Here is a 26,808-nt window from a genome sequence, read left to right on the forward strand (position 1 = left end):
GGTTCATAGCCGCACTTGTCAGACGTTGTCGGGCTCAGGCCGATCAACGGGCCTGAGGCGGTCATCGATGTAGCGCCTGAGCGCCGCGGCCGCGTTCAGCATGTGCGCACGCATCCTGCGCGATGCTGAATCGCCATCGCCCTCCGCGATCGCCTGCATGATGGCCTCATGCTCCTCGCGAGACCGCCGAATACGATCGCCCTGGCGCAATTGGGTTCGACGGAAGGCGCTGAGACGGGCGCGGACATCTTGCGCTTGCTCCGCAAGGAACGAGTTGTGCGTCGCCCGATAGATGCATTCGTGGAATTGCCGGTTGAAGGCATCATAGGCATCAACGTCGTTCGCCTCGACCATCGCACGCGATCCGTCGTGGAGCTCGATCAGGTGACTTCGCTCGAGCGGCGTCATGCGAAAGGTCGCAAGCCTGACGCACATCGCCTCCACCTCGGCGCTGGTCTCGAACATGTCCATGATGCGCTCGGGTGTCATGCGTGCAACGACGACCCCACGACGCCCACGGACCTCCACCAACCCGCTGACGGCGAGCTGCCGGAGAGCCTCCCGCACCGGAGTCCGGGAAGCCCCAAAGCGATCGGCAAGCTGCTGTTCTTCCAACGCCGACCCGGCGACGAGCGCGCCGGATGCTATCTCGTCTGTGAGCGCGTTTCGGATGCGGTCGGAAAGCAGACCACCATCGTCTTCCGCTTCGGCTACGACTTTCAAGAAGCTCACCATTTTCAGTTACCCGTGATCGCGCGCACTGCGAAATACAGGACCGAGGGGGCAACCAGACACCCCAAGCCGGTATGAAATGTCGCAGTCAACGCGCCATACGGGACCAGACGCCGATCGGTTGCCGCAAGCCCTCCGGAAACGCCGCTGACCGTTCCCATCAAGCCGCCGAACACCATTGCGCTGCGCGGATTGTCGAGGCCGATCATCTTCGCCACGAAGGGCGTACCGATCATCACGATCACTGCCTTGAATACACCGGTCGCGATCGAGAGCGCAATGACCGGTGAGGATGCGCCGATCGCCGCCCCCGTGACCGGCCCCACGATATAGGTAACCGCGCCGGCACCGATCGTCGTCAATGATTCGGCGTCGGTGTAGCCAAACGCCGCGGCGACGATGACGCCCAGAATGAACGGAACGACGGTTCCCAATCCGAGTGCAATCGCACCGATCACGCCGGCCTTGCGCGCTTGATCGACATCGACCTCGAAGGCGGTGGCGACGATGGCAAAGTCCCGGAGCATCGCCCCTCCCATCAGGCCGATCCCGGCGAGCGCCGGCAGGTCGGCCACACCCTTTTCACCGCCGGTGGAGATGCCTCCGAAAAAGGCCAGCACGAGACCCAGCATGATCGCGATCGCCGAGCCGTGAATGCGCCCGAAGGTGAGATATTTCGAGATTGATCCGGATATCCACATCAGGATTCCGACGGCGGCGAACGCGGTCACCAGCGAATTGGCGGTGAGAACGTGAGACATCATGTTCATCCGATCCTCCCGGACTTGAAGTGAGGCACCGGCGCGGCGAGCACCTCAGCCTCTCGCGCCTCGATCTCGTCCATCGTCTCGACACGACCGCTGAACCGACCGATCAGGGCCACCATCGCGAAACACACCGCGACCGCCCCGATCCCCGCAATGACGACGATCGGACCGCCTTTTGCAGCAGCGACCACGTTCTGCTGCGCCGCCATCGCGACCACGATTGGAATGTAGAAGCTGCCCCAGAACTCGACGCCGGTCTTGAGCCCATGGCTGAGCAGGCCGCGCCGCGCCAGCCAGAGCCGGGCCGCGATCAGGAACATCATCGCAATGCCGACGCCGCCGACATTGGCCTTAACGCCGAGGGCAACGCCGAGCAGGTCTCCCAACAGGCCTCCGAGCAGGGTGCAAATCGCGAGCAGTGCAACGCCGGAAATGGTCACGGGCGCCTCCCCTCAGAGAATGAGGCGCGATGCCCCTGGCTTGGACGCCTTGTATGCATTCGCATCTCAAATTTCCTCCTATGTATGCGAATATCGATCGCTTATGAATTTGTGTATACACTAATTGACAATGCAATACAATACGAATACATTGATGTCTGTCGAAGCCAATCCCGCATGCCAAGGAGCCGAGATGAGCGATTGGGGTATGCAAAAGGCCGCCCTCGGAGAGCGCCTGGCGGCCGGTCAACGGCACGCAAAGGGCAAGATTGTTCCGATCCCGAGCCTGCCTGCGTTTCTGAAGGCGGTGATCCGATCCGGCGATCGGGTGTGCCTCGAGGGCGACAATCAGAAGCAGGCCGACATCCTCGCCTCGGCGCTGGCGAACCTCGATCCCGCGGACATCCGCGACCTGCACATGGTGCAATCGGGCGTGGTCCTGCCCGCGCACCTCGACATCTTCGACAAGGGAATCGCGCGACGGCTCGACTTTTCCTATTCAGGGCCGCAGTCGGCCCGCATCGCGCGGATGCTGTTCGGGGGAAAGATCGAACTCGGCGCCGTCCATACCTATCTCGAGCTGTTCGCCCGCTACTTCATCGACCTGACGCCGAACGTCGCTTTGATCGCGGCTGTCAGTGCCGACAAGGACGGCAATCTCTATACGGGGCCCAATACCGAGGACACTCCGACTGTCGTCGAGGCGACGAGTTACAAGAACGGTGTCGTCGTGGCGCAAGTCACCGAGATCGTCGACAAGGTCCCGCGCGTCGACATCCCCGGCGACCTCGTGCATTTTGTGGTCGAAGCTGGCCGACCGTTCTACGTCGAGCCGCTCTTCACCCGCGACCCGGCAGCCATCACTGAAACCCAGATCCTGACGGCGATGCTGGCCATCAAGGGAATCTACGCGCCTTACGGCGCGCGTCGGCTCAATCACGGAATCGGCTTCAATACCGCCGCGATCGAGTTGCTGCTGCCGACCTATGGCGAGAAGCTCGGCCTCAAGGGCAAGGTTTGCACCCACTTCGCGCTCAATCCGCATCCCACGATGATTCCGGCGATCGAAGCCGGATGGGTCGACCAGATCCATTGCTTCGGATCGGAAGTCGGCATGGAGGATTACGTCGCCGCGCGCTCCGATATCTTCTTCACCGGGCCTGACGGATCGCTGCGCTCCAACCGTGCCTTCTGCCAGACGGCGGGCCTCTATGCCTGCGACATGTTCATCGGATCGACGCTTCAAATCGACCTCGAAGGCCACAGCTCGACGGTGACGACCAGCCGCATCGCAGGCTTTGGCGGCGCGCCCAACATGGGCTCCGACCCTCGCGGCCGCCGTCACCCGAGCGAACCCTGGCTCAAGGCGGGCGCCGAGGCCGCGCCCGACTCCTCCCCTGCGCTGCGCCGCGGCCGCAAGCTCGTGGTGCAGATTGGAGAGACCTTTGGTGACCGCAATGTCCCGCTCTTCGTCGAGCAGCTGGATGCGCTTGAACTGGCGCGCAAACTCGATCTCGATCTGGCGCCGGTGATGGTCTACTCCGACGACGTGACGCACATCGTTACCGAGGAAGGCATCGCCAACCTCCTGATGTGCCGCAACAAGGACGAGCGCGAGCAGGCCATCCGCGGCGTTGCCGGCTACACCGACGTCGGCCGGGCGCGTGATGCGAAGCTCGTCGAGCAGCTCAGGCAGCGCGGCGTGATCCGGCGCCCTGAAGATCTCGACATAGATCCGCTCGACGCCGACCGGCGCCTGCTGGCGGCCCGCTCGATCAAGGATCTCATGCTGGCTTCCGGCGGCCTCTACCGTCCGCCCAGCCGCTTCCGGAACTGGTGAGGAGTTTTGCATGGAAACGCTCAGCTTCAGACTATCTGCCCCGACGCGCGCCGGCGGCACCCGCATGCAGGCGATCGTCGGCGTCGTCGCCTCCGGCAATCTCGAGGTGCTGCTGGAACGCGCTTCGCCGGCCGACACCTGCGTGATCGACATCGCGACCGCGGCCCACGGCTTCGGCGCGGTGTGGGACGCCGTCGTGCGCGACTTCGTCGCCCGCCGCCCTGCCGGTGGCTTGCGTATCTCCATCAATGACGGCGGAGCCCGGCCCGACACGGTCGCGCTGCGCCTCGCGCAAGGCATCCGCAAGATCGAGGAGCCGGAACGATGACCGCGGCCACAGCCAATACGGTTTCGCTGAGCTGGTACGAGGCGAGCGCCCGGCAGCGCATAGAAGCGCTGGTCGATGCCGGCAGCTTTGCCGAATTCATCGGTCCCGAGCAGCGCGAGATGAGCCCGCATCTGGCGATCTTCGACCTGCCGGAGCAGTTCGACGACGGCATCGTCGTCGGACGCGGTCGCCTGGAAGGATCGCCGGTGCTCGTCGCAGCGCAGGAAGGTCGCTTCATGGGAGGCGCCTTCGGTGAGGTCCACGGCGCCAAGCTCACCGGCCTGCTGCGCGCGGCACGCACACTGAACCAGGATGTGCTGATCCTGTTCGACACCGGCGGCGTTCGTCTCCAGGAGGCCAACGCCGGCGAGCTCGCGATCTCGGAAATCATCCGCGCGGTGGTCGAGGCGCGGCGCGCGGGCGTCAACGTGATCGGACTGATCGGCGGACGCGCCGGATGCTATGGCGGCGGCAGCCTGATCGCCGGCAGCTGCTCACGCCTCGTCGTTTCCGAGCAGGGGCGGATCAGCGTCAGCGGCCCCGAGGTGATCGAGACCAACAAGGGCGTCGAGGAATTCGACTCACGCGATCGGGCCCTGGTCTGGCGCACGATGGGAGGCAAGCACCGCTACCTCATCGGCGGCGCCGACACGTTCGTTGACGACGAGGCGCTGGCGTTTCGACAGGCGGCGATCGATGCACTCAGGATCAGGCGCGATTGCGGCGTAACGGTTCTCGAAGCCGAGCAGAAGCGCCTGGAACGGCGCCTGCAGCGCTTCGGAGCGTCCAAGGATGCCGTCGAGATCTGGCAGGCGCTGGGCGTCGGTCAGCCGGCCGATATCCCCTCACTTTCGACCGACGCGTTCCTTCGCGCGGCAAGCAACAGGGAGAACGCCGATGACGCTCGATGACATTCTGGCGAGCCTGTTCCCCGGCGGCAGCGATATCGACGTCACCGCCGCGATGATCGCGGGAAAGGCGGTCCTTCCCGGTGCAGGGCCGGTCCACGTGCTCGGCATCACGCAGGGACAGCCGCTCGGCGTGGACGAGGCGATTGTGCTCGCAGGACGCGTGATCGAGATCGTCAGATCAGGCGATCGGGCTCCGATCCTGTTCCTGGTGGATTCCTCAAGCCAGCGCATGAGCCGACGCGACGAATTGCTCGGCCTCAGCGAATACCTGTCGCATCTCGCCAAAGCCTTGCTGCTGGCGGAAGCGGAAGGCCACCGCACCGTCGCCCTGCTCTACGGCGGCAGCGCGGCCGGAGCGTTCATCGCGACCGCGCTTGCCGCCGGCACGCTGGTCGCGCTGCCCGGCGCGCATCCCGCGGTGATGGATCTGCCGTCGATGGCGCGGGTCACCAAACTTCCGATCGATGTGCTCAAGGCCAAGGCGGAAGCAACACCAGTGTTCGCTCCGGGCCTCGAGAACATGGTGCAGACCGGCGGCATTCACGTCGTCTGGGACGAAAATGCCCCTTTGGCGCCGCAGCTTGCGGCCGTGCTGCAAAGGCCGCAAGGACAGGATGATCGCGGCCGGCTCGGCGCCGAACGCGGCGGACGGCGGAAAGCGGCCGAACTGGCTGAGCGAGTTGCCGTCGCGGCAGCCTTAGATCGGGGATCGCAAGATGGTTGAAGCTCTCGCGCGCCACAGCATGGTGAAGGCCTCGGCATCTGGATGGACCGCCGTGATGAGCCGATATCCCCAACTCGCCGGCGAGCCGATCGTCGCAGGCTGGGCGCACGTCGGCCGTCCCCTCATCGTTCGCCGGCCGGCTTGCAGCGATACTGCCGGCATGATTCCGCTCGGTCTGCCACTGCCGCCGAGCCACGGCAAACGGCGCATTGCGATCTCGCTCGCCGCGGCCGATATCGTCGCATCCGCCCCGCCCCCATTGCTGGCCGACGCGGCCGCGACGGCGCCCGCAGCTTGGCGCGAGACGATCGACGAGCTCCTCCAGCTTTTGCCGGAGACCCGCACCTTTGGCAGCCTGGCCTGGCAGCATCTCACCGGCCTTCCCTATCTTTCGAACAGTTCGGACCTTGATCTGCTCTGGCCGCTGTCGGCAGCCGAACAAGGCGATACTCTGCCGTCCGACATCGCCCGGATTGCACAACGGGCGCCGATGCGGCTGGACGGTGAGATCGTCGGTCCGGCAGGAGGGGTTCAATGGCGCGAACTGACCGGCACTGACGAGGACGAAGTGCTTGTGAAAGGCCCGACCGGGGTCACCAGCACGACGCGTGCAGCCTTTCTCGCAGGTCACGTGTCATGAACGTTGCTCTCAAATGGCAATCGCTGCCGGGATCCGCGCTTGATGCGGAGCAGCTCGGCCATCTGGCTTCGTCTTGCCTGAAGCTCGAAGTCGAGACCTATCCCAAGCCGGGGCTGGTCAGCCATGTCGACAATGGCGCCCATGGCGACATGGACGCCGAGCTCCTGTGCCGCAGCGCTGAGACCCTGAAGCCGTTCTTCAGCGATCTGGCAGCCGCAGGCGCCGAGGGCGCCGGCATGAACCGGTTGCGCGCGATCGGAGTTGCGGCGGAGCGCGCCATGCTCGCTGCAACCTGCGGCGTCAACACGCATCGCGGCGCGATCTTCGGATTAGGCCTGCTCTGCGCCGCGGCCGGATATCGTGGCGCGCTCGGCATCCGCAAATCCCTCGGCGACCTGGTGTCGCGGCGCTGGGACAAAGACATCCTTTCAGGTCCGATATCGCTGCGCAGCCATGGCGCCGTCGCCTCGCGGCGCTACGGCGCCGGCGGCGCCAGGGCGGAAGCGGCCGATGGCTTTCCGTCGGTGTATGACATCGCCCTTCCCGCGCTGCATGCGGCGCGGAAGCTCGTTCCTCATGATGAGGAAGCGGTCCGCATTCAGACATGCATGACGCTCATCGCCGACGTCACCGACACCAACCTGTTGCATCGGGGCGGACCGGAGGGATTGCGCTTTGCGCAGGCCAGCGCATCCGCATTTCTGGCGGCAGGAGGCATCGGATCTGCCGGCTGGCGGGGACGAGCGATCGACATTCATCGCGCATTCGTGGCACGCAATCTGAGCCCGGGCGGCTCGGCGGACCTGCTGGCCATGGCCCTCTTCGTCGATCGACTGGAACGCTGATGCTTGCACTGCTCTGCGGCGGACAAGGTACCCTCTCGGACAAGATCTTCGATCTGGTCGCGGAGCAGCCCGCCGCGGAGCCGGTTTTTGCCGCGGCAACCACCTGTCTCGGCGAAGACCCACGGCAACTCGTCAGGACACAAAGCGTGGACGAATTGTCCGCCAACCGTGTCAGCCAGATCCTTACCGTCACGTCGGTGCTCGCGATCCACGCCTGCATTGCCGACCTGCTGCCTGAACAGACCGCCGTCACAGGTTACAGCGTTGGTGAGATGGCGGCCTGGAGCATCGCCGGAATATGGACAGCCGACGAAGCCCTGCGACTGACGGATGTTCGTGCGCGCCAGATGGACCGCGCGGCCGGACCAGGTGGCCGCCTCGGCTACGTCCGCGGGCTCGACCGGGTCACGCTCGAACGTCTGCTTGAAAACCACCGCTGCGAGATCGCGATCAAGAACCCCGAGCTCCTGTTCGTGATCGGAGGCGCAGAGCGCGACGTCATCGAGCTCTGCCGGGATGCGACAAGACAGGGCGCCGCGCGCACCGGCCTTCTCGCCGTGAAAATCGCGTCGCACACGTCACACCTCGCGCAGGCCTGCGCGCCGCTGCAACAGGCGCTCGACCGCAGCAGACGCGCCCCCGTCGCAAGCGGGCTGATCCTGCTATCCGGGGGCGACGGCGAGCGCATCTTCTCTGCAGGGAGTGCAACAGTGAAGCTCGCAGACCAGGTCGCGTGCCCCATCGACTGGGAAGCGACCTTGGAAGCCCTCGCGGAGCTGGGAGTCACCAGGGTGCTGGACCTCGGCCCAGGACATGCGCTTGCAGAGATGGCGCGGGCCTTCCTGCCATCCATTCGGTGCTACGCCACGGACGGATTTCACACGGTCGACGGCTTGCGAAGCTGGGTTGCTTCCAACTAGCCGGCACGCATGACTTTAGACGTGGAGTGTCAAAGCAGGCGACGCAGAGGTGGCCGCCCAAAATGCCCTGCTCGGCGAAGCCGCTTACAACGGGTGTGTGGGGAAAGGTGGTAGCGGGAGAGCGCTACCATCGTTCCCCCCGACCGCTTTCCGCTGAATTTTTGGTGTGGCCTAAAGCGCGAGCCTCTAGCGGCGCGCTGCCTAATTTCGCATCCAGACCGGCGCACCAATCCAGAGCGACAGCTCCGCATTGAAATAAAATTTGATGGGATAAGTCTAAAAGACGACTTGATCCTTTATCTTTCTTTGGCCTTGCGACGTTCCAGCCATTCGATAGGTAAGCAGTAATGACCGATCAACAATTGGCTCTTCAGGCCGTCAGCGAAGCCCAATGCATACTGAACGAATACCTTCAGCCCCGCCCCCACGACAATGAGCGCATCCTCGACAGGTTGGTGGAGGTTCTTGAGCGGCCCGGTTTGATAGTTGCAGTGAGCCGGTTGCAGCAACGAAGTAGTCTCTGAGTGCTCAGATGACGAAACAATTTCCATTAATTCCTTTGGCCGCTTGCATCGCTACATTCTTGTTAGGGGGAACGCCAACTGCGCAGGCGAAACAACAATGCAGTGCCGCGATGCCACCAAATCGGCACGAGTATTGGTCTTGGCGCCTCATCGACGGACGAAAATGCTGGTACAAAGGCAAGCCCATGCTTTCAAAATCATTATTGGAGTGGCCTGTGCAGGTTTCGACGCGGCCGCGCCCCACTGAAGAGCTTGCAAGCGCCCTCATAGAGAAGCCTAGCGATCCGATAAATTCAGAAGAGTTGGCGCCGACGCACGGGAATACTTTCGATGCCCTTTGGCGCACCAGGGTTGAACAGCGGTAGACCTTGACCTTCAAATTGAGCGAGGCCGAGATTGCTACCCAGCCCTTTTCCGAACATGGCTATGTCGGGGGGAACGTTGGTAGCGGGAGAGGGACTTGAACCCCCGACCCCAGGATTATGATTCCCGTGCTCTAACCAGCTGAGCTACCCCGCCATGGGCTCGCGAACGTCGGCGTGCAGCCGCGGGTGCGAACGGGCGGCATATAAAGAGTGGCATGCTCGCCTGTCAAGCAAAGGCGGACATGTCAGCAACTTATTGCAGACAGAGGCTATTTCGGCGGACCGAGCGGTCGCCGCCGGGGCTGCCGGGCGGTGGAATCACAGGCGTGTTGCCGCCTTGCGGGGTCGGCGCCCGCATCTCGGGATCGACGCCGGCCGGCGGGCACAGCACGCCGTCGGATTTGGCGAGCTTGTCGCCCAGCGCCTGCCCGGTGGTGGTTCCCTCCGGAACTGCCCCACCGGGATGCGAAGGCTGTTGCGGCGCGCAATTCGCAGCGGCACGTTGCGGCGCCGGCGGCGCGGTCTGCGCCTGCGGAGTGGCGGGCCCGGGCGGCGCCTGCGCGGCGGCCACAATTGGCGCCAGCATCAGCACACAGGACAAAGCGAGTGTTCGATTGATCCTCATGAGGAGAAAACCGTGACGACGCGCCGATGTTCCCTTTGAAAATCGCCGCAACCTCACGATTTGCGGAAACGGATCAGCGAGAAGTGGCCCATCGGCGGCATCGGCCGACGCTCCGCGAGGCTGACACCGCCATGCTTGGCCGCCCAATCGGTCAGCCGCTCCCAGGGAAATTCCGGACGCCAGCCGAGCCGCCGCGCCAACGGCGCAAAGGCGAGCTCGAAGATGCGGCGCGGACCGCTCTCGGCGCCGATGTGATTGACCAGGATCAATTCGCCGCCCGGCTTCAGCACGCGAACAAAATCATCCAGCGTCGCCTCGGGATCCGGCACCGCGGTGATGACGTATTGCGCGACCACAGCGTCGAAGAACGAATCCGGAAATGCGAGGTTCTTGGCGTCCATCACCGCCAGCGTCTCGACATTGGAGAGGCCCAGCGCGCGCACGCGCTTGAGCGCCCGCCGCAGCATCGGTTCTGAAATATCGACGCCGCACAGTCTTGTGGTGCGCGCATATTCCGACAGCGACAGCCCGGTGCCGACGCCGACATCGAGCACGCGCCCGCCGATCCGGTCGGCCTCCGCAATCGTCGACTGACGGCCCTGATCGAACACCTTGCCGAACACCAGATCGTAGATCGGTGCCCAGCGGCCATACGCCTTTTCGACCCCCTCGCGGTCGATGTCCCCAGCCATTCCCTGCCCCGAATTTTCTTTGATCTATCCGCGAACCGCTTCGGCAAGCGCCGCATCCCGTACAGCCGCCCGCGCGACGCGGCTCGCGCTCGCACTCCTGATGAAGCCGCCGCCGAGCACACGCGCCTGCCCCGAGGCTGCGTCGTAGAACACGCAGGCCTGGCCGGGCGACACGCCCTCCTCGCCGGCGACGAGCTCGACCTCATAGCCGCCATCGGCGGCGCGCAACCACGCCGGCTGCGGCGCACGCGTCGAACGCACGCGGACATACATCTCGATGCCCTCGCCGATCACGCGATCCAGCGCGCCGTCGCCGATCCAGTTGACGTCGCGCAGCGCGATGCGATCCATCCGCAGCGCCTCGCGCGGCCCGACCACGACACGGCGCGTCGCCGCATCGAGCTTGACCACATAGAGCGGACTGCCCGAGGCAATGCCGAGGCCCTTGCGCTGGCCGACGGTGAAATGAACGATGCCCTGGTGCTGACCGACGACATGGCCGTCGAGATCGACGATATCGCCCGGCGCGATCGCATTCGGCTTCAGCCGTCCGATGATATCGGTGTAGCGGCCGGTCGGCACGAAGCAAATGTCCTGGCTGTCCTGCTTGTCGGCGACCTCGAGCTCGAAGCGCCGCGCCAGCTCGCGGGCCTGCGGCTTGGTCATGTCGCCGAGCGGGAAGCGCAGGAAGTCGAGCTGCTCGCGGGTGGTGGCGAACAGGAAATAGCTCTGGTCGCGGTCGGCATCCGCCGCGCAAGTCAGCGAGCGCGATCCGTCGGCCAGCCGGCGCGAGGCGACATAGTGGCCGGTGGCGAGCGCCTGCGCACCGAGCTCGCGCGCGGTTGCGAGCAGATCACGGAACTTGACCGAACGGTTGCACTCGATGCACGGCACCGGCGTCTCGCCGAGCGCGTAGCTGTCGGCGAAATTGTCGATCACGGATTCCTTGAACCGGCTTTCATAGTCGAGCACGTAATGCGGGATGCCGATCCGCTCGGCGACATTGCGCGCGTCGTGGATGTCGCGGCCGGCGCAGCAGGCACCCTTGCGATGGGTCGCGGCGCCATGGTCGTAGAGCTGCAGCGTGATCCCGACCACGTCGTAGCCCTGCGACTTCAACAGCGCAGCCGTCACCGACGAGTCGACGCCGCCGGACATGGCGACGACGATCCGTGTGTCTTCAGGGCGGCCTTCGAGATCCAGACTATTGAGCATCTTCAAGGGGTCATTGAGCAGTGTCGCGGCGAGCTTACGCACTCCGCGACGAAATTGGAAAAGCCTTTTATCCAGAAAGCCTTAGAACGAATCCACGGCGGCTTCGGTCGGTTCAGGACGCGTTGGAGGCCACCTTTAATATAGGCCGTATTCCGGTGAGGCAATCCGGCGGAAACGACGCCTTGTCGCGCGCGGACGGCAAATCTTGCCGCCGGGCAAAAAGGAGACCCGTCGGGAACCTGTTCCGGTCCATGAACGCGACACGTAACCATTTGAAATAGCTGAGTATTTATTGCGCGCCATGATTGGCCCGCTCCTTGCTGACAAAAGCCCGGAAGTCTCATTTGCGAGGGTTGGCAGTGGTCAGCGTCACGTCGGAAGCATTGGCAAGCCGGTCTTTTCAGGGCACGACGCCGCGGTCGTCGCGGCCCGACCCCGCCGCGCAGGCGGGGAACGACGGCTTTGCCGCGCTGGTCGACAGCAGCACTGTGTCCAGCAACGACTCGAGCCGCTACGACTCGCAACCGGCGCCGTCGCGCCGCTCCGACGATTCGTCCTCGACGACGGATACGCGGTCCCGCGACACCACGACGGCCCCCGACCGGACGCGGGATTCCAGCAATTCGCCTGACGACAAGAAGGTCGACAGCGACAGCGACGCGCCGCGCAAGACCAAGTCGAAATCGAAGTCGGATGACGCGAGCACCGATACGCCATCCACCGATGACACGCCGCCCACGACGCAAGCCGTTCCGCAGCCCAATCCATCCAGTGCTGCCACGGCCGCCGCGGTGATTGCTGCCGCGACCGCTGCACCAGCAGCTGACCCGGCAGCGACGGCCACCACGCCGTCCGACCAGCCGGCCGCACCGCTTGCAATCGCGGCCGCGGCGATAGCGGCGAGCGCTGCCATCGCCGGCACCGGAGCGCCGGGCAGCAGCGGGGCGCCTGCCGGCGCCGACACCGCAACGGCGGCGGCCACGACGGCGAATGCCGGCAAGGTCGCCAAGGCGGCCGGCGTCAAGACCGAGACTCCAGTCATCACCACAGCCGATGCAACAACGGCCGAGGGCGCAGCGACAGCGACCGGCGACGCGACGCTCGCTGCAACAATTGCCGCCGGAACGCCGACGAAGACGACGACGCAGGCCAAGGTCCAGGTGACCGCGAAGGACGCGACCGCCACGGCACCTGCAGACCAGGACAGCGCAGCCACGGGCAGCAGCAGCGCCGCACCGGCTGCGCCCACCACCATCGTTCCCGCGGCCGCGCCGGCGGCCGCCGTTGCCGGCAAGGCAAAGGCTACCGACGGTGCCGCCGATGCGATCAAGGCCGATGCGAGTGGCGACGGCAGCGCCGCGCCGACGCCGCCAGTCGGCGGCCACACGGCTGCGTCGACCCAGCTCACCACGCCCGATCCCTCCGCGCAGGCTGCGAACGCAGCTCAGCCGCAACTCACGACCACGCAGACGACGCCATCCGCGACCGCGCAATTGACCGTGACCACCGCCGCGCAAAGCGCCGCCGTGCCGCTCAGCGGGCTTGCGATGCAGATCGCGGCCTCCGCGAAGAGCGGCAAGAGCCGCTTCGAGATCCGGCTCGACCCCGCCGAGCTCGGCCGCATCGACGTCCGCATCGATGTCGATCGCAACGGCCAGGTGACCTCGCATCTCACCGTCGAACGCCCCGAGACGCTGTCGATGCTGCGCCAGGACGCCAACCAGCTGCAGCGCGCGCTCGACAATGCCGGCCTGTCGACCGGCAATGGCGGATTGCAGTTCAGCCTGCGCAACCAGTCGCAGTCGGGCCAAAACAACAATGGCCAGTCCAACCCGAACGCCCACCGTTTGATCGTCGCCGAGGAGGACAGCGTTCCCGCCGCGGTGGCGGGCCGCTCCTACGGACGCGCAACCGGCGCCCTCGGCGGCGTCGATATCAGAGTCTAAGGAATTCACGATGTCAGTCGATGCAACCATGCCGACGCCCGTCGTCTCAGCACCGGGCACCAGCAACGGAACGAGCTCCGGAAGCAGCAGCAGCTCCGGCAGCGGCTTGACGACGTCGTCGCAGGGCATTGCCGACAATTTCCAGACCTTCCTGACACTGCTCACGACCCAGTTGCAGAACCAGAACCCGCTCGATCCACTCGACACCAACCAGTTCACCCAGCAACTCGTGCAGTTCGCCGGCGTCGAGCAGCAGCTGAAATCCAACGATCAGCTGAAGTCGCTGATCGAGATCGAGAAGAGCGCGCAGTCGACGCAGGCGCTGGTCTATGTCGGCAACACCGTCGCGGTCGACGGCAGCAAGACGCAGTTCGACAAATCGGCGACCTGGAATCTGGTGTCCCCGCAAGCCACCAGCGCCACCATCACGATCACGACCTCGACCGGCCAGACCGCCTATTCCGGCAATTTCAGCCTGAAGCAGGGCAATGCCAGCTTCGTCTGGGACGGCAAGGGCAATGACGGCACGCAGTGGCCGGCCGGCACCTACACGCTGACCGCCACCGGCAAGGATTCCAGTGGCAAGGACCTCGCGATTTCCACCGAAGTGCAGGGCGTCGTCGACTCCGTCGACCTGACCGCCTCGCCACCGCTGCTCTCGATCGGCGGGCAGACCTACACTACCGACAAGATCAAGCGCGTGGTGCGCGGCACGTCGAGCTCGAGCTAGCCGCAACCTGCGGGCGCTGCGCGCGTTGTCGTTCGCTAGCGCGCCGCATACGCACATGTCGTCCCGGCGAAGGCCGGGACCCATACGCCGCAGCAGATGTGGCTGACGGGACTCGTCGTTCCAGCGGTGCATAACAATCGGCATCTGTGGTTGTGGGTACCGGCCTGCGCCGGGACGACACCGAGTGTGTGGCGCCGACGATGGCGATGGTTCTCGATTCACTGTCAAACAACGCGGTGTCATCACCCGCGAAAGCGGGTGATCCAGTATTCCAGAGGCAGCGGTGCTTGAACCGAGAGGCCGTGGCGTACTGGATCGCCCGGTCGAGCCGGGCGATGACAGTGAGGATGGGGATACACTTCCGCGTTCTCGCGGCATGATTTGCCCGAGCTTTGCTTGTCGTGCCGCCCTCTCCTCAAACAGAGGGCGCAGGGAAAGCCGGGTGCCGATCGCACCCATGGGCCCCGAGCAATGGGTAGAAAGCTCGGGGGTAGGACCACAGGTGTAACCGGAGCAATCCGGCTTTCCCTGCGCGATGGGTTACGGCTTACTTCGTGCTCTCCCCGGCGAGACTGGGCTTGTTTGTCACCGCTTTTCGCAAACGCAGCGCGTTTGCGAAGAGGACACCGGCCGCTAGGGCGTCAGGACCACACGACTTCACCGTCCGCCTCACGCGCACTCGTCAGTTGCGCAATCGGCGTCCACCGCATCTCACCGCAACACCCGTGACGATCGCGAAGCGCCCCTCGATCGGGTAAGACGAACAGTTCATACACTGAGTTGGGTATTCCGGGAAACCGAAATGTTTTTGCTGCCGAGGATTGACAAGTTTTGCTGAGTTGCCCGTCGTGTCGAATTGGCAACACCGGTTGCCATCACGATCTCCAGGGAGATAGAAGCGCCAGCGGCGTGCCTGTGATGCAAGGTCTTGCAATGGATGTCCTGCCTGAGCGACACTCTCAATTCCGGATGATTGCCGCCCTCACTGCTCCCGCGCGCGATGAGTTGATCGAATGAAGCCAGCTCCGGGCCATCGACGGCCAATCCACCACTCGCCAATTTTCTGGATCGGCATCGCACTGTGCCTCGCAGCGATCGCGATCTACCTGTGGTCCGACGATCTTTCCTGGCGACCGACACCGCGTCCGCAATGAAGAACGATCTAGCGATAGCGGCACCAGTCCTTCCGTCGGCTGCCAAAGCGCGATTAGATCGTCATCGCGCTGTAGCTCGTTGTTTAAGCATGATCTTTTTGGAATGCCGCTTCGCACTTCCGGATCGTGCTCTGGCAAGCATTGCCCTCCATCTGCTGTTCACCTGAAACCGACTTCGGCAACTATCCGCTAAGCGTCCGGACGACTGTCGGCAGGCGGCGCGGCGTCCCGATGTCGCGCCCTTCATCGGTGGACACTGTAATGGTCACGGCTTTAGGATGCATCATTTCGACGACGCCTCCAGACGTCGTCACAGAAGCCAAATTTTTCCCGTCGGAGCTGCAAGGCTCGGGTGCAACCGCGCTGCGGAGAAAAGAGTATGGGTTTCGTCAACATTAGCTTCAACACTTTGCTGGCTAACCACCCAAGTATGACCGACGAATTCAAGACCATGATCAATGGTCCCATAAAGAAGTTTCACGACGAACCCGGGCACAAGAATACGTGCGTCTCGAAAATGTGTTGGGCGTTCAACCACGTTGATGGTCACTACATCAATTGCGACGGCGACTACGGCAAGGGCGGCGTACTCGTCAAAAAGGTGCGGTTTCTGATCGATAAGGATGGCTGGGAGTATATTTTTTCCACCCTCGATTTCCGGCAGTACCTCAATAATCGGTACGGCTCAGGGGAAATGTTTTCGAATACATCAAAGATCGGCGCCCGAAACGGGGTGATCATATTTGAACCAACTGACACCAGTAACATCGGTCATACCGACATCTGGATAAATGGCCAGATACACGATGCTGACATGTACTTTAGCAGTTGGTATTCGGCAGTGACAAGCGACAGGGTATTTTTCTGGGACCTGAACAAGTAGCGTGGCACGCCGCACGCCGATCACTTGGATCGGCTCAGTGAGAATCCTTTCGGGCGAGCCGGACGCCGCGCGGCGAATCGCCGAAACGCGTTCGGAACAGGCGATTGAAATAAGATACGTCCGAGAAACCGACCTCCAGCGCGATATCGGAAATTCGCTGACGGCTGGCGTGAGACTCGGTTAGCAATTTGAGCGCCCGTTGCAGACGCAATTCATTCAAGCGCTCGGTGAACGATGACCCCGATGACGCCATCAGGCGCTGCAGATAGCGAGGTGAAATGCCCTGGCAACGGGCGACCGTTTGAACGCTCAGCCCGGGCTCCTGAAAGTGTATGGCCAGGTAGTCGAGCACTGCGTTGTGCCGAGCGGCCACGACGGCGCTCGCGCTGCTCTCGCCCAAGGCAGGCCCCTCGCCGATTGCGAGCGCGATGAGATCATGGATGTGGGTCACGACCGTATCATGAAGCCTGGGGGCGGACAGCGCCCTCGTCTTAATGACCGACTTCAGATATGCCGTGAACAGCCGGAATGCTTCGGTCCGGTGCCAAATCGGCCGCATGGCCAGGCTTTCGACGTCGGTCAAGCGCTGCGCAAGCACCTCGCGCGGCACGGCCAGACCAAATTGCAATCCCTCGACATAAGTAACGCTGACGGGCTCGGAATGCAGAATTGCGATTGCATCGCTGCCGCGAACTTCAACTTCCCCGCCGCGCTGCGACAGCTGGCTTCCGCCGGAAGAGCAGAAGATTACGCCGATTGAGTCATCACCATCGGCAAGGTTCGCTTGCAAGCGCTTAAAACGCATGGAAGTGCCTTTTAGCGCGAGCGTACGCAAACCCCGAACCGCGTACAGGGACGCATCGGCCTGGAACGGAACGTTCGATAGAGGCTCGATATCTGCATGCACGACGCATCGCCCAAAGTGCTCGCGCCATGCGGGGATGCGAATGCGCTCCGGAAGATCGCGCGTTGAAAATCGATACGATATGAAATTGGCTGCGTCCGTAGGCATGGGGACCTCCAGCCTTCACAGAACATCAGAATGAAGTACTGCGGCACACCAACGTCGGAATCTGCATTTTTGCAATTCACGCACCGGCCTGCTCGTGATCCGTGCGCATGAGTCCAAGAAGCCCCGCTATCGGTCTGCTAGTCTGATTTGCCTGTGATTGATGGTAGTGTGAACTGGTTCACTCAGTGGCCAGAATATTACGTATATAATATCTGCGAAAGTCGCAGCCGATTTTTCTCCTTTAAGAGGATACGGTCGTGACGGCTCAATTTATGATTGCTGCCATCGGATTCAGTTCAAACATTCCTGGCAGAGTGCAAGCGCAAATCAGCCCTACGACCCTGTTTGCGATTGATCCAGCTTAAGGAGCCGCACGCAGGCTCCCTTGTAGAACTACTGATCTCGATCTTGTTTGGTCGCTCCGGCCAACTCGCTATCAGTATTCGTTGGACTGCCGGCGGCACCGTTGGTTTTTTGGCCCCGGTTGAAATGGTCGAAATCTGTCACATGGGAAGTCAGCCTTAGTGATCAGGAAAGGGTTCGATCATGTCCACCATATTCGACATGCTTTATCACGAGTACTGCCGTGCCCGCCTCGCCGAAATGCGGAAACAGCTTTTGATACCGGTCATCGGCGGAACCTTGCTGGCGCCGTCGGAGGACGATGATCCTTCTGGCCCCGACGAACGTGGCTGGCCCGCGAAAGCGCCGCCAACCATCGGATAGCTGCAGCGCGCAATCCCATAGGTTGACCGGAGGCTAGTCCGGCACGCGCACGCCTCGGAGCATCCGATCGGTTCACGGACCTGTAGGCGATCAGGCCGTGCGCGCACGCCAGACAGATCAACAGATGCTTGATCGAACCCACACTTCGAAGCGATTGATCGGCGAAACTCCGCCGGAGTTCAGATCGACCGGCCGCGACCCGCGCATCGATGTCTGCCGCGGGATCGCGTTATGGTGGATCTTTCTCGATCACATTCCAAATAACGTCGGAAGTTGGCTGACACTGCGCAACTACGGCTTCTGCGATGCCGCCGAGATATTCATGTTCATCTCGGGCGTGACCTGCGCACTGGCCTACGGCAGGGCGCGTCAGCGTGACGGCTGGAGCGGCATGATCGGCCGTTCGCTGCGGCGAGGATGGGACATCTATGCCGCCTTTCTGCTGCTTACGCTCGCTTGCGCCATCCTCGTCCACCTCACGGGCAGCGATCGTCTTGCCGACGAGGGCAATACGCGGGTCCTGTTCGAGCGTCCGGGCGCCACGCTTGCGCACGCCGCGATCCTGCAATACCGCCCTGTCAATACCGATGTCTTGCCGGTCTTTGTGATCTGTCACGTATTGTTCGCGCCGCTGTTGTGGCTGCTGCTGCGAGCCCCAAACATGACGCTTGGCCTTTCGTTGTTGCTTTATGCGCTGGTGCACGTCTTCGGCTGGAGCGTTCCTGCCTGGCCCGATGGCGTCTGGTTCTTCAATCCGCTGGCGTGGCAGCTGCCGGTCGTGCTGGGCGCATGGTACGTCATCGAGGGGAAGAGAATCCGAGGATGGGTGATGTCGCGCCCTGCGCTCATTCTTTCTGCTCTCTATCTGGCATTCAGCCTGGTCCTTGCGCTGGGCCAGGACATCAAGCTGGTCCCGCCAATCCTGACGGATCTGTTGTTTCCATTGGACAAATCGAATCTGAGTCCGTTGCGGCTGCTGCATTTTCTGGCGCTTGCGATCGTGGCGTTATGGCTGGTTCCCGAGGGCTGGCGAGGGCTATCGACGCCGATCCTGCGCAGCGCGCGGTGTTGTGGCGAGAATTCGCTGCCGATTTATTGTCTCGGCGTCCTGCTGGCGCTCGTCAGCCAGTATGATCTGTTCGACATCTCGAACCGGCTTTCGCTGCAGATCGTGCTCAGTCTTGCTGGCGTCCTGGTGATGATCCTCGTCGCGACGCTATTGAACGTGCTCAGCACCAAGCGCAAGCAGCAGGTCGACGTCGATGCCGTCGTGCATGACTTGATTCCACGCGCGAGCCATCACGGCATCCTCGACAGCCATGGCGCGCACATCCTCTAGAGCGTTTTCGAGCGAAGTGGGCACCGGTTCGCGTGAAGAAAACGCGTCAAACCAAGAGTCTAGAGCCCCGTTCCGATTCGATCGGAACGGAATAGGCTCTAGGCGGCACCGAATCGCAAAGCGGCCCTGGGAGCGTCGCCACGCCCCCAGGGCTGCTTTCGTTATCGCGCGTGGGAGAAGCGGGCGCGCTCGGCAGCGCAGTTGGCGCCCACGCTCACTTCGACTGCCCCGCAGCGTCGAGGATCAGCCGCGCGATCGCATCGGGCTGCGAGATCAGCGCGAGATGGCTCGCCTTCACCTCGATCGTGGTGGCGCCCATCCGCTTCGCCATGAAGCGTTCGAGATCCGGATTGATGGTGCGGTCTTCGGTCGAGACCGCGTAGTAGCTCGGCTTGCTGCGCCAGGCCGCGTGACTGACCTTGCCGGCCAGCAGCTGCTTGTGGAACGGCTGCTGCACGGCATAGAGCACCTTTGCTTTCGCTTCCGGCAGGTCGCCGGCGAAATCGCGCAGGAAGGCCTCTTCCGACAGCCGGCCTTCGTCGCCATCGAACACTATGCCGGCGCTGGCCGGCGGCGTCGGATAGGTCTTGGCGAGCGCGGTGTAGTCCTCGTCCGCATCGGGGGCGCGCGCGGCGACATAGACCAGCGCCGAGACATTCGGATGCACGCCGGCCTCGGTGACGATCATGCCGGAGAAGGAATGACCGACCAGCACCGTCGGGCCATCCTGGCGATCGAGCACGCGCTGCGCCGAGGCGACCGCTTCCGGCAGCGTGGTCAGCGGATTTTGCACCGACGTCACATTGAGCCCGGCGGCCTGCAAGCGCGCAATGACCTCGGTCCAGCACGAGCCGTCGGCGAACAGGCCATGCACCAGCACGACGTTGCGCGCCTTCACCGGCGACGTGGTCGCGGCCATGCCGCGCGAGGACACCAGCGAAGCTGCGGCTCCGGCAAGCAAGGCGGTCGAGAAAGTGCGTCTGTTCATCATCATGACAAGTGCTCGGATCGAGTGAGTGGAGGGGCGCGTCCACCTGCGGTGAACGGACAATCTCTCCTACGCAGGCGGTCGCGCGTCGTTACGGCGCGGGGCTGTCGTGTTCGTCAAGGAAACGTGACCGTGGTGATGACCGGCAATCTTTCGGCACATGCTGTCACGCGCGAGGTGATTGCGGAAGTGAGCAAAATATCAATGATCTCGCCAGGGGCTTACCCCTCTCCCTAACCCTGCCCCGCAAAGGGGGGAGGGAACCCTTCCAGCGGCGCGTCCCTCACGGCGGTTGAGCTATCGCACCGTGAAGTGAGCACACTGGACAGGCTCCCTCCCCCCTTGCGGGGGAGCGTTGGGAGAGGGGGCCGCTCGCTCCGGAGCCTGACGACAGGCCAACAATCGGCCCCCGACCGTCCGATCCGCCCCTCAGTTCCCGGCCGGTCCAACGAGATTCGTATTGAACGCTTGGGCTTAGGCAAATTTTAAACCGGCGGGCGTAGGTTACCTCTTGCGAGTTCAGTGGTTGAGAGTTTGTGAGTACGCCATGACAGAACCCCATCGCCCGAGGGTGAAATACGTCATCGGGCCTGACGGCAGCCCGTTAACGATTGCGGATTTGCCGGCCCCCGGTACCAAACGGTGGGTCATCCGCCGCAAGGCCGAAGTCGTCGCTGCGGTCCGCGGCGGCCTGCTCTCCCTTGAGGAGGCCTGCAGCCGCTACACATTGACCGTCGATGAATTCCTTTCCTGGCAGTTCTCGATCGACCAGCATGGTCTGGCCGGGCTGCGCACCACCCGGATCCAGCAGTACCGGCAGTAAATCCGCCCGTACCCGTGGCATTTGACGAAAACCGGCTTCGCTTTTCGAAGCCGGTTTTTTTCATGTCCGCGATTTTGCCGCGGTTCTTAACCTTCGTTAACCATATGGAAACCATACCCTAGGCAATATTTGCCCAGTCGGACCCGCTTGGGCCGAATCCCTGGGGGCCGTTGGTGCAAAGTCTGGTTGCTTTCCTGAGAGGTCTTGGTGCGGCCCGCCTCGGGGCCATGGTTGCGGTCACCGCAGCCCTGATCGGTTTCTTCGCTTTCGTCATCATGCGCGTCACCACGCCGCAGATGACCACCCTCTTCACCGATCTGTCGACCGAGGATTCCTCCGGAATCATCAAGGAGCTGGAGCGCCAGGCGATCCCGTTCGAGCTGCGCAATGACGGCGCCGCGATCATGGTGCCGAAGGACAAGGTGACGCGGCTTCGGATGAAGCTCGCCGAGGGCGGCATGCCCAAGGGCGGCGGCGTCGGCTACGAGATCTTCGACAAGTCGGACGCCTTGGGCACCACGAGCTTCGTCCAGAACATCAATCATCTGCGGGCGCTGGAGGGCGAGCTCGCCCGCACCATCCGCGCCATCGACCGTGTCCAGGCCGCGCGCGTCCACCTCGTGCTGCCGGAAAAGCCGCTGTTCTCGCGCGAAACGCCGGAGCCCTCGGCCTCGATCGTGCTCAGGGTGCGCGGCGCGCTGGAGCCGCAGCAGATCCGGGCGATCCGCCACGTCGTCGCCTCCGCGGTCAACGGGCTGAAGCCGCAGCGGGTCTCGATCGTCGACGAGGCCGGCTCGCTGCTGGCCGATGGCGCCGCCAGCGATGCCGACGCCGCGGTCGGCGACGAGCGCCGCGCCGCGTTCGAGAAGCGGATGCGCAAGCAGGTCGAGGACATCGTCTCCTCGGTGGTCGGCTCGGGCCGCGCCCGCGTCCAGCTCTCCGCCGATTTCGACTACAACAAGATCACCCAGACCTCGGACAAGTTCGACCCCGAGGGCCGCGTGCTGCGCTCGACCCAGACCCGCGAGGAAAGCAGCGCCACCGCCGACAATTCCGGCCAGGTCACCGTCAACAACGAGCTGCCGGGCAACCAGAACCAGGACAACGCCGTCCGCGCCCGCGACCAGAGCAAGAAGAGCGAGGAAACCAACAATTACGAGATTTCCCGCACCACCAAGACCGAGGTGACCGAGGCCGGCCGCGTCAACCGCATCTCGGTCGCGGTGCTGGTCGACGGCGCCTATTCCAAGAATGAAAAAGGCGAGATGGTCTATCAGGACCGCACCAAGGAGCAGCTCGACCGCATCGCCACCCTGGTCCGCTCCGCGATCGGCTTCGACCAGCAGCGCGGCGACCAGGTCGAGGTCGTCAACCTGCGCTTTGCCGAACCGCCGACCGCGCAGCCGATCGCCGAGCCGACCGGCCTGCTCGGCATGCTGCAATTCACCAAGGATGACGTGATGTACGTGATCGAGCTCGGCGTCATGATGATGCTCGGCCTGGTCGTGCTGTTCATGGTGGTCCGCCCGCTGGTCAAGCGCATCGTCGCCGCCGACGCCATTCCGGCGCTGATCGGCGCCGGTGTGCCGGCGATGGCCGAAGCCCACGCCGAGAGCGCGGGTGCCACCGGCCAGGCGCTGATCCCGAGCGGCAGCGGCGCGGCGCAACTGATCGACGTCGCCCAGATCCAGGGCCAGGTCCACGCCCAGGCCGTGCACCGGGTCGGCGAGCTCGCCGAGCGCAATCCGAACGAAACCGTCTCCATTGTCCGTCAATGGCTGAGCGAGCCGGTAGAGAACTGACATGGCCGCAGTACCCCAGACCACCAACGCCAACGACATCGCCACCGTCCTCTCGACGCTGGCGAACCGGCAGAGTGCCCGGCCCAAGGGAAAGCCGCTGCCCGGCCCGAAGCGCGCGGCGATCCTGATGCTGGCGCTCGGCGAGCAATATGGCGGCAAGATCTGGTCGATGCTCGACGACGAGGAAGTCCGCGAGCTGTCGGTCCACATGTCGACGCTCGGCACCGTCGAGGCCGATGTGGTCGAGGATTTGATGCTGGAATTCGTCTCGCGGATGTCGGCCTCCGGCGCGCTGATGGGCAATTTCGACGCCACCGAACGGCTGCTGCAGCAGTACCTGCCGGCCGAGCGCGTCACCGGCATCATGGACGAGATCCGCGGCCCCGCCGGCCGCAACATGTGGGAGAAGCTCTCCAACGTGCAGGAAGAGGTGCTCGCCAACTACCTCAAGAACGAGTACCCGCAGACCATCGCCGTGGTGCTGTCGAAGCTGAAGCCGGAGCACGCCGCCCGCGTGCTGGCGATCCTGCCCGAGGACATCGCGCTCGACGTGGTCGGCCGCATGCTGCGGATGGAGGCGGTGCAGAAGGAAGTCATCGAGCGGGTCGAGCAGACGCTGCGCACCGAGTTCATGTCGAACCTGTCGCAGACCCGCCGCCGCGACGCCCATGAAGTGATGGCCGAGATCTTCAACAATTTCGACCGCCAGACCGAAACCCGCTTCATCACCTCGCTGGAAGAGGAAAACCGCGAATCCGCCGAGCGCATCAAGGCGCTGATGTTCACCTTCGACGATCTGATCAAGCTCGATGCCGCCTCGGCCCAGACGCTGATGCGCAATATCGACAAGGACAAGCTCGGCGTCGCGCTGAAGAGCGCCAACGAGGAGGTGCGCAGCTTCTTCCTCGGCAACATGTCCTCCCGCGCCGGCAAGATGCTGATGGACGACATGGCCGCGATGGGCCCGGTGCGCCTGCGCGACGTCGACGAGGCGCAGGCGCTGCTGGTCAACCTCGCCAAAGACCTCGCCGCCCGCGGCGAGATCACGCTGACCAAGAACCGCGCCGACGACGAGCTGGTGTACTGATGGCCGCACCCGCGAAATTCCTGTTCGACACGGATTTCTCGGCGCCGGACCGCGCCCGCGAGCGCGCGCCTACGGCGGCCGAGATCGCGCAGAAGGTCGCCGACGCCGAAGCGCGGGCGTATCGTGCCGGCTATGAAGCCGCGTTGCGCGAGGCCAAGGTCGAGAGCGACCGCCGCGCGACGCAGGCGCTGGAGGAGATCGGCACCGCGATCAAGGGCATCGCCGCGCGCTTTGCCGGCATCGAGACGCGGATGGAGACCGAGGCCGTGGACGTCGCGGTCGCGGTGGCCCGCAAGCTCTGCACCGAACTGGTGGCGCGCGAGCCGCTCGGCGAGATCACCGCGCTGGTCTCCGACTGCTTCTCGCATCTGGTCGCGACGCCGCATCTCGTGGTCCGCATCAACGACGCGCTCTACGGGGCGGCGCATGACAATATCGAGCGGATGGCGGCGCAGTCCGGCTTCCAGGGCCGGCTGGTGATCCTGGCCGAGCCGACGATTGCGACCGGCGACTGCCGGATCGAATGGGCTGACGGCGGCGTGGTGCTGGAACGCGCCGCGATCGAAGGCAAGATCGACGAACTCGTCGGACGCTATCTGGCGTCCCGCGGCCAGGCCGGCTGACGGCGATTGAGGGCTAAACCATGAGCGACACCGACTCCCACGTCCCGCTTCCCGACCTCAACGCCGCCGACGCGCCGGGGATCGACGACATCGGCTACAACGAGGACGAAAATGCCGCGCGCATTGCGGCCGATCTCGAAGCCGTGTTCGACGTGCCGGTGCAGGTCTCGGCGGTGCTCGGCCGCTCCAAGATGGATGTCGGCGACCTCCTGAAGCTCGGACCGGGCACCGTGCTCGAACTCGACCGCCGCGTCGGCGAGGCGATCGACATCTACGTCAACAACCGCCTGGTGGCGCGCGGCGAAGTGGTGCTGGTGGAAGACAAGCTCGGCGTGACCATGACCGAAATCATCAAGGCTGAACGTTCTTAAACGGACCCAACGGCAGCGCGCCGAACCTGCGCGACCAGACGAACAGGAGATCATCATGCGGCTTCTCATCGTTGGCACCCTGAAGGGCCAGCTCACGACCGCGACCAAGATCGCGATGGACAACGGCGCCTCGGTGACCCACGCCGAAACCATCGAGCAGGCGATGAACGTGCTGCGCGGCGGCAAGGGCGCCGACCTCCTGCTGGTCGATGTCGGCCTCGACATCCGCGACCTCGTGATGCGGCTCGAGGCCGAGCACATCCACGTGCCGATCGTCGCCTGCGGCATCTCCAACGACGCCCGCGCCGCGGTCGCCGCGATCCATGCCGGCGCCAAGGAATACATCCCGCTGCCGCCCGATCCCGAATTGATCGCAGCGGTGCTCGCCGCGGTCGCCAACGACGCGCGCGACCTGATCTGGCGCGACGAGGCGATGGGCCGGGTGATCAAGCTCGCGCAGCAGATCGCGGGCTCGGATGCTTCGGTCATGATCACCGGCGAGTCCGGCACCGGCAAGGAGGTGCTGGCGCGCTATGTCCACTCCCGCTCGGCCCGCGCCAAGCGGCCGTTCATCTCGATCAACTGCGCGGCGATCCCGGAGCACCTCCTGGAATCCGAGCTGTTCGGCCATGAGAAGGGCGCCTTCACCGGCGCGGTGGCGCGCCGCATCGGCAAGTTCGAGGAAGCGACCGGCGGCACCCTGCTGCTCGACGAAATCTCCGAGATGGATGTCCGTTTGCAGTCGAAGCTGTTGCGCGCGATCCAGGAGCGCGTGATCGACCGCGTCGGCGGCACCAAGCCGGTTCCGGTCGACATCCGCATCATCGCGACCTCGAACCGCAATCTGTCGGAGGCGGTGCGCGAGGGCTCTTTCCGCGAGGACCTGCTGTTCCGCCTCAACGTCGTCAATTTGAAGATCCCGCCGCTGCGCGACCGTCCGGCCGACATCCTCGAACTGGCGCAGCATTTCGCCAAGAAATACGCCGAGGCCAACGGCCTGCCGGTCCGCCCGGTCTCGACCGAAGCCCGCCGCGTCCTGACCGCGAACCGCTGGCAGGGCAACGTCCGCGAGCTCGAGAACACCATTCATCGCTCGGTGCTGATGGCGCAGGGCGACGAGATCGGCGCTGAGGCGATCCTCACCCCCGACGGCGACCGGCTCGACCTCGCCAAGACCGCGCCCGCGGTCGCCCACGCCACGCTTGCCGCCGAGCAGGTCACCCGCGCGCTGGTCGGCCGCACCGTCGCCGACGTCGAGCGCGATTTGATCCTGGAAACGCTGAAGCACTGCCTCGGCAACCGCACCCACGCCGCCAACATCCTCGGCATCTCGATCCGCACGCTACGCAACAAGCTGAACGAATATGCCGACGGCGGGATTCCGATCACCCCGGCCGGCAATGGCGCTCCCGACTATCAGCGGATGGCCAGCGCTGGTTGAGAAACGACGGCGGCGGGCCAATCCCGCCGCGATTGCCTCACGTCACGAGTAGCTTGGGGCGTCAGGCTTGCGGAAGATGCGGATCGGATCGCCCGGCGTGATGTCGCGGCCGGTGAAGGTCACATACGCATAGAGCGCGAGATAAGCGACGGCGATCGCACCGACGAGGTAGAACAGCCAAATTCCTAGGCGCTTCATCGAACCGTCACCTCTGCGAAACATCCGCGCCATTTAATGCGCTGATCAAGAAAGCGCCACGGCCAACATGCCGCGCCGGGCCCGCCGCCTGTCATCCCTTGTATGTTGCGGCCAATT

The 26,808-nt window shown here is 64.0% G+C and carries 29 protein-coding genes and 1 tRNA gene; 18 read left to right on the top strand and 12 right to left on the bottom strand.

Features of this window, described 5'->3' with window-relative positions; all coding sequences use genetic code 11:
* Positions 1-18 precede the first annotated feature (18 nt).
* The 3 genes from HAP48_RS08290 to madL are packed head-to-tail and all read right to left on the bottom strand — an operon-like array spanning position 19 to position 1,939.
* The gene (locus tag HAP48_RS08290; protein WP_166214170.1) at positions 19-735 is read right to left on the bottom strand and encodes a GntR family transcriptional regulator; all 717 of its coding nucleotides are present in this window, start codon (positions 733-735) and stop codon (positions 19-21) included.
* A gap of 2 nt (positions 736-737) precedes the next feature.
* A complete protein-coding gene (gene madM / locus HAP48_RS08295) occupies positions 738-1,502 on the bottom strand; it encodes a malonate transporter subunit MadM (protein WP_166214169.1) in 765 nt (254 codons plus the stop codon).
* A complete protein-coding gene (madL, locus tag HAP48_RS08300; RefSeq protein WP_166214168.1) occupies positions 1,499-1,939 on the bottom strand; it encodes a malonate transporter subunit MadL in 441 nt (146 codons plus the stop codon). Before madL ends, madM begins: the two co-directional genes overlap by 4 nt.
* A gap of 193 nt (positions 1,940-2,132) precedes the next feature.
* Between madL and mdcA the strand changes: the two genes are divergently transcribed.
* From mdcA to HAP48_RS08335, 7 genes are read left to right on the top strand one after another with little or no spacing between them, the layout of a single operon-like run.
* Entirely contained in the window at positions 2,133-3,779 is a 1,647-nt protein-coding gene (mdcA, locus tag HAP48_RS08305) for a malonate decarboxylase subunit alpha (RefSeq protein WP_166214167.1), read from the top strand.
* Positions 3,780-3,789: 10 nt separating this feature from the next.
* Positions 3,790-4,107, top strand: coding sequence for a malonate decarboxylase acyl carrier protein (mdcC, locus tag HAP48_RS08310; protein WP_029085582.1), 318 nt, complete (start codon positions 3,790-3,792; stop codon positions 4,105-4,107).
* Positions 4,104-5,018 carry a biotin-independent malonate decarboxylase subunit beta gene (locus tag HAP48_RS08315; RefSeq protein WP_166214166.1) on the top strand — a complete coding sequence of 305 codons (915 nt, stop codon included), beginning with the start codon at positions 4,104-4,106 and terminating at the stop codon, positions 5,016-5,018. Before mdcC ends, HAP48_RS08315 begins: the two co-directional genes overlap by 4 nt.
* Positions 5,005-5,742 carry a biotin-independent malonate decarboxylase subunit gamma gene (mdcE, locus tag HAP48_RS08320; RefSeq protein WP_166214165.1) on the top strand — a complete coding sequence of 246 codons (738 nt, stop codon included), beginning with the start codon at positions 5,005-5,007 and terminating at the stop codon, positions 5,740-5,742. The genes HAP48_RS08315 and mdcE overlap by 14 nt, the downstream gene beginning before the upstream one ends.
* A 19-nt stretch (positions 5,743-5,761) precedes the next feature.
* A complete protein-coding gene (gene mdcG, locus HAP48_RS08325) occupies positions 5,762-6,382 on the top strand; it encodes a malonate decarboxylase holo-[acyl-carrier-protein] synthase (protein ID WP_224496971.1) in 621 nt (206 codons plus the stop codon).
* On the top strand, positions 6,379-7,227 hold the full coding sequence (mdcB, locus tag HAP48_RS08330; protein ID WP_166214163.1) for a triphosphoribosyl-dephospho-CoA synthase MdcB: 849 nt from the start codon (positions 6,379-6,381) through the stop codon (positions 7,225-7,227). The genes mdcG and mdcB overlap by 4 nt, the downstream gene beginning before the upstream one ends.
* The gene (locus tag HAP48_RS08335) at positions 7,227-8,147 is read left to right on the top strand and encodes an acyltransferase domain-containing protein (RefSeq protein WP_166214162.1); all 921 of its coding nucleotides are present in this window, start codon (positions 7,227-7,229) and stop codon (positions 8,145-8,147) included. The genes mdcB and HAP48_RS08335 overlap by 1 nt, the downstream gene beginning before the upstream one ends.
* Positions 8,148-8,443: 296 nt before the next feature.
* Here HAP48_RS08335 and HAP48_RS08340 read toward each other — a convergent pair whose 3' ends face one another.
* The 5 genes from HAP48_RS08340 to mnmA all read right to left on the bottom strand — a co-directional run bounded on the left by HAP48_RS08340 (position 8,444) and on the right by mnmA (position 11,568).
* Complete coding sequence (locus HAP48_RS08340) at positions 8,444-8,698, bottom strand: hypothetical protein (RefSeq protein WP_166214161.1); 255 nt, start codon at positions 8,696-8,698, stop codon at positions 8,444-8,446.
* Positions 8,699-9,113: 415 nt separating this feature from the next.
* A tRNA-Met gene (locus HAP48_RS08345) sits at positions 9,114-9,190 on the bottom strand.
* A gap of 99 nt (positions 9,191-9,289) precedes the next feature.
* Positions 9,290-9,661: a hypothetical protein gene (locus HAP48_RS08350; RefSeq protein WP_166214160.1), complete on the bottom strand. Its 372-nt coding sequence runs from the start codon at positions 9,659-9,661 to the stop codon at positions 9,290-9,292.
* 53 nt (positions 9,662-9,714) lie between these two features.
* Positions 9,715-10,353 (bottom strand): class I SAM-dependent methyltransferase, encoded by a 639-nt coding sequence (locus tag HAP48_RS08355; protein ID WP_166214159.1) that lies wholly within the window; start codon positions 10,351-10,353, stop codon positions 9,715-9,717.
* A 24-nt stretch (positions 10,354-10,377) separates the two neighbouring features.
* Positions 10,378-11,568: a tRNA 2-thiouridine(34) synthase MnmA gene (gene mnmA / locus HAP48_RS08360; RefSeq protein ID WP_166214158.1), complete on the bottom strand. Its 1,191-nt coding sequence runs from the start codon at positions 11,566-11,568 to the stop codon at positions 10,378-10,380.
* A gap of 359 nt (positions 11,569-11,927) precedes the next feature.
* Between mnmA and HAP48_RS08365 the strand changes: the two genes are divergently transcribed.
* Both HAP48_RS08365 and HAP48_RS08370 read left to right on the top strand, forming a co-directional pair.
* Entirely contained in the window at positions 11,928-13,514 is a 1,587-nt protein-coding gene (locus HAP48_RS08365; protein ID WP_166214157.1) for a flagellar hook-length control protein FliK, read from the top strand.
* Positions 13,515-13,524: 10 nt separating this feature from the next.
* Positions 13,525-14,244, top strand: coding sequence for a flagellar hook assembly protein FlgD (locus HAP48_RS08370; RefSeq protein ID WP_166214156.1), 720 nt, complete (start codon positions 13,525-13,527; stop codon positions 14,242-14,244).
* A 768-nt stretch (positions 14,245-15,012) separates the two neighbouring features.
* Here the strand turns inward: HAP48_RS08370 and HAP48_RS08375 are convergent.
* Positions 15,013-15,288: a hypothetical protein gene (locus HAP48_RS08375; protein WP_166214155.1), complete on the bottom strand. Its 276-nt coding sequence runs from the start codon at positions 15,286-15,288 to the stop codon at positions 15,013-15,015.
* Between the two features lie 489 nt (positions 15,289-15,777).
* Here HAP48_RS08375 and HAP48_RS08380 point away from each other — a divergent pair, with 489 nt between their 5' ends.
* Positions 15,778-16,281 (top strand): T6SS effector amidase Tae4 family protein, encoded by a 504-nt coding sequence (locus tag HAP48_RS08380; RefSeq protein ID WP_166214154.1) that lies wholly within the window; start codon positions 15,778-15,780, stop codon positions 16,279-16,281.
* 34 nt (positions 16,282-16,315) lie between these two features.
* Here the strand turns inward: HAP48_RS08380 and HAP48_RS08385 are convergent, their stop codons facing one another.
* Positions 16,316-17,293: a helix-turn-helix transcriptional regulator gene (locus HAP48_RS08385; RefSeq protein ID WP_029079132.1), complete on the bottom strand. Its 978-nt coding sequence runs from the start codon at positions 17,291-17,293 to the stop codon at positions 16,316-16,318.
* 546 nt (positions 17,294-17,839) lie between these two features.
* Between HAP48_RS08385 and HAP48_RS08390 the strand changes: the two genes are divergently transcribed.
* Together HAP48_RS08390 and HAP48_RS08395 are read left to right on the top strand one after the other, a co-directional pair.
* Positions 17,840-18,019 carry a hypothetical protein gene (locus HAP48_RS08390; protein ID WP_166202918.1) on the top strand — a complete coding sequence of 60 codons (180 nt, stop codon included), beginning with the start codon at positions 17,840-17,842 and terminating at the stop codon, positions 18,017-18,019.
* Positions 18,020-18,143: 124 nt separating this feature from the next.
* Complete coding sequence (locus tag HAP48_RS08395) at positions 18,144-19,358, top strand: OpgC family protein (protein ID WP_166214153.1); 1,215 nt, start codon at positions 18,144-18,146, stop codon at positions 19,356-19,358.
* A 214-nt stretch (positions 19,359-19,572) separates the two neighbouring features.
* On the opposite strand, the gene HAP48_RS08400 is transcribed toward HAP48_RS08395, so the two are convergent.
* Positions 19,573-20,352 (bottom strand): alpha/beta fold hydrolase, encoded by a 780-nt coding sequence (locus HAP48_RS08400; protein ID WP_166214152.1) that lies wholly within the window; start codon positions 20,350-20,352, stop codon positions 19,573-19,575.
* Between the two features lie 541 nt (positions 20,353-20,893).
* Here HAP48_RS08400 and sciP point away from each other — a divergent pair.
* The 6 genes from sciP (at position 20,894) to flbD (ending at position 26,493) form a co-directional block, all read left to right on the top strand.
* Positions 20,894-21,169 carry a CtrA inhibitor SciP gene (gene sciP, locus HAP48_RS08405; RefSeq protein WP_002714638.1) on the top strand — a complete coding sequence of 92 codons (276 nt, stop codon included), beginning with the start codon at positions 20,894-20,896 and terminating at the stop codon, positions 21,167-21,169.
* 173 nt (positions 21,170-21,342) lie between these two features.
* A complete protein-coding gene (gene fliF / locus HAP48_RS08410) occupies positions 21,343-22,971 on the top strand; it encodes a flagellar basal-body MS-ring/collar protein FliF (protein ID WP_166214151.1) in 1,629 nt (542 codons plus the stop codon).
* A gap of 1 nt (position 22,972) precedes the next feature.
* On the top strand, positions 22,973-24,058 hold the full coding sequence (gene fliG, locus HAP48_RS08415; protein ID WP_029079136.1) for a flagellar motor switch protein FliG: 1,086 nt from the start codon (positions 22,973-22,975) through the stop codon (positions 24,056-24,058).
* Positions 24,058-24,681, top strand: coding sequence for a FliH/SctL family protein (locus HAP48_RS08420; protein WP_166214150.1), 624 nt, complete (start codon positions 24,058-24,060; stop codon positions 24,679-24,681). The genes fliG and HAP48_RS08420 overlap by 1 nt, the downstream gene beginning before the upstream one ends.
* Positions 24,682-24,701: 20 nt before the next feature.
* Entirely contained in the window at positions 24,702-25,052 is a 351-nt protein-coding gene (fliN, locus tag HAP48_RS08425; protein ID WP_166214149.1) for a flagellar motor switch protein FliN, read from the top strand.
* A gap of 55 nt (positions 25,053-25,107) precedes the next feature.
* Positions 25,108-26,493 (top strand): sigma-54-dependent transcriptional regulator FlbD, encoded by a 1,386-nt coding sequence (gene flbD, locus HAP48_RS08430; protein ID WP_166214148.1) that lies wholly within the window; start codon positions 25,108-25,110, stop codon positions 26,491-26,493.
* Positions 26,494-26,535: 42 nt separating this feature from the next.
* On the opposite strand, the gene HAP48_RS08435 is transcribed toward flbD, so the two are convergent.
* Positions 26,536-26,691: a hypothetical protein gene (locus HAP48_RS08435; protein WP_166214147.1), complete on the bottom strand. Its 156-nt coding sequence runs from the start codon at positions 26,689-26,691 to the stop codon at positions 26,536-26,538.
* Positions 26,692-26,808 lie beyond the last annotated feature (117 nt).

Origin of the sequence: Bradyrhizobium septentrionale (genome assembly GCF_011516645.4) — a bacterium.
Taxonomy (GTDB): Bacteria; Pseudomonadota; Alphaproteobacteria; order Rhizobiales; family Xanthobacteraceae; genus Bradyrhizobium; species Bradyrhizobium septentrionale.

Excerpts from the sequence above, each read along its gene's own strand:
- HAP48_RS08290 (WP_166214170.1), bottom strand. The coding sequence starts at position 735 with ATGGTGAGCTTCTTGAAAGTCGTAGCCGAAGCGGAAGACGATGGTGGT.
- madM (WP_166214169.1), bottom strand. The coding sequence starts at position 1,502 with ATGAACATGATGTCTCACGTTCTCACCGCCAATTCGCTGGTGACCGCG.
- mdcA (WP_166214167.1), top strand. The coding sequence starts at position 2,133 with ATGAGCGATTGGGGTATGCAAAAGGCCGCCCTCGGAGAGCGCCTGGCG.
- mdcC (WP_029085582.1), top strand. The coding sequence starts at position 3,790 with ATGGAAACGCTCAGCTTCAGACTATCTGCCCCGACGCGCGCCGGCGGC.
- HAP48_RS08315 (WP_166214166.1), top strand. The coding sequence starts at position 4,104 with ATGACCGCGGCCACAGCCAATACGGTTTCGCTGAGCTGGTACGAGGCG.
- mdcE (WP_166214165.1), top strand. The coding sequence starts at position 5,005 with ATGACGCTCGATGACATTCTGGCGAGCCTGTTCCCCGGCGGCAGCGAT.
- mdcG (WP_224496971.1), top strand. The coding sequence starts at position 5,762 with ATGGTGAAGGCCTCGGCATCTGGATGGACCGCCGTGATGAGCCGATAT.
- mdcB (WP_166214163.1), top strand. The coding sequence starts at position 6,379 with ATGAACGTTGCTCTCAAATGGCAATCGCTGCCGGGATCCGCGCTTGAT.
- HAP48_RS08335 (WP_166214162.1), top strand. The coding sequence starts at position 7,227 with ATGCTTGCACTGCTCTGCGGCGGACAAGGTACCCTCTCGGACAAGATC.
- HAP48_RS08340 (WP_166214161.1), bottom strand. The coding sequence starts at position 8,698 with ATGGAAATTGTTTCGTCATCTGAGCACTCAGAGACTACTTCGTTGCTG.
- HAP48_RS08350 (WP_166214160.1), bottom strand. The coding sequence starts at position 9,661 with ATGAGGATCAATCGAACACTCGCTTTGTCCTGTGTGCTGATGCTGGCG.
- HAP48_RS08355 (WP_166214159.1), bottom strand. The coding sequence starts at position 10,353 with ATGGCTGGGGACATCGACCGCGAGGGGGTCGAAAAGGCGTATGGCCGC.
- mnmA (WP_166214158.1), bottom strand. The coding sequence starts at position 11,568 with ATGCTCAATAGTCTGGATCTCGAAGGCCGCCCTGAAGACACACGGATC.
- HAP48_RS08370 (WP_166214156.1), top strand. The coding sequence starts at position 13,525 with ATGTCAGTCGATGCAACCATGCCGACGCCCGTCGTCTCAGCACCGGGC.
- HAP48_RS08380 (WP_166214154.1), top strand. The coding sequence starts at position 15,778 with ATGGGTTTCGTCAACATTAGCTTCAACACTTTGCTGGCTAACCACCCA.
- HAP48_RS08385 (WP_029079132.1), bottom strand. The coding sequence starts at position 17,293 with ATGCCTACGGACGCAGCCAATTTCATATCGTATCGATTTTCAACGCGC.
- HAP48_RS08390 (WP_166202918.1), top strand. The coding sequence starts at position 17,840 with ATGTCCACCATATTCGACATGCTTTATCACGAGTACTGCCGTGCCCGC.
- HAP48_RS08395 (WP_166214153.1), top strand. The coding sequence starts at position 18,144 with ATGCTTGATCGAACCCACACTTCGAAGCGATTGATCGGCGAAACTCCG.
- HAP48_RS08400 (WP_166214152.1), bottom strand. The coding sequence starts at position 20,352 with ATGATGATGAACAGACGCACTTTCTCGACCGCCTTGCTTGCCGGAGCC.
- sciP (WP_002714638.1), top strand. The coding sequence starts at position 20,894 with ATGACAGAACCCCATCGCCCGAGGGTGAAATACGTCATCGGGCCTGAC.
- fliG (WP_029079136.1), top strand. The coding sequence starts at position 22,973 with ATGGCCGCAGTACCCCAGACCACCAACGCCAACGACATCGCCACCGTC.
- HAP48_RS08420 (WP_166214150.1), top strand. The coding sequence starts at position 24,058 with ATGGCCGCACCCGCGAAATTCCTGTTCGACACGGATTTCTCGGCGCCG.
- fliN (WP_166214149.1), top strand. The coding sequence starts at position 24,702 with ATGAGCGACACCGACTCCCACGTCCCGCTTCCCGACCTCAACGCCGCC.
- flbD (WP_166214148.1), top strand. The coding sequence starts at position 25,108 with ATGCGGCTTCTCATCGTTGGCACCCTGAAGGGCCAGCTCACGACCGCG.
- HAP48_RS08435 (WP_166214147.1), bottom strand. The coding sequence starts at position 26,691 with ATGAAGCGCCTAGGAATTTGGCTGTTCTACCTCGTCGGTGCGATCGCC.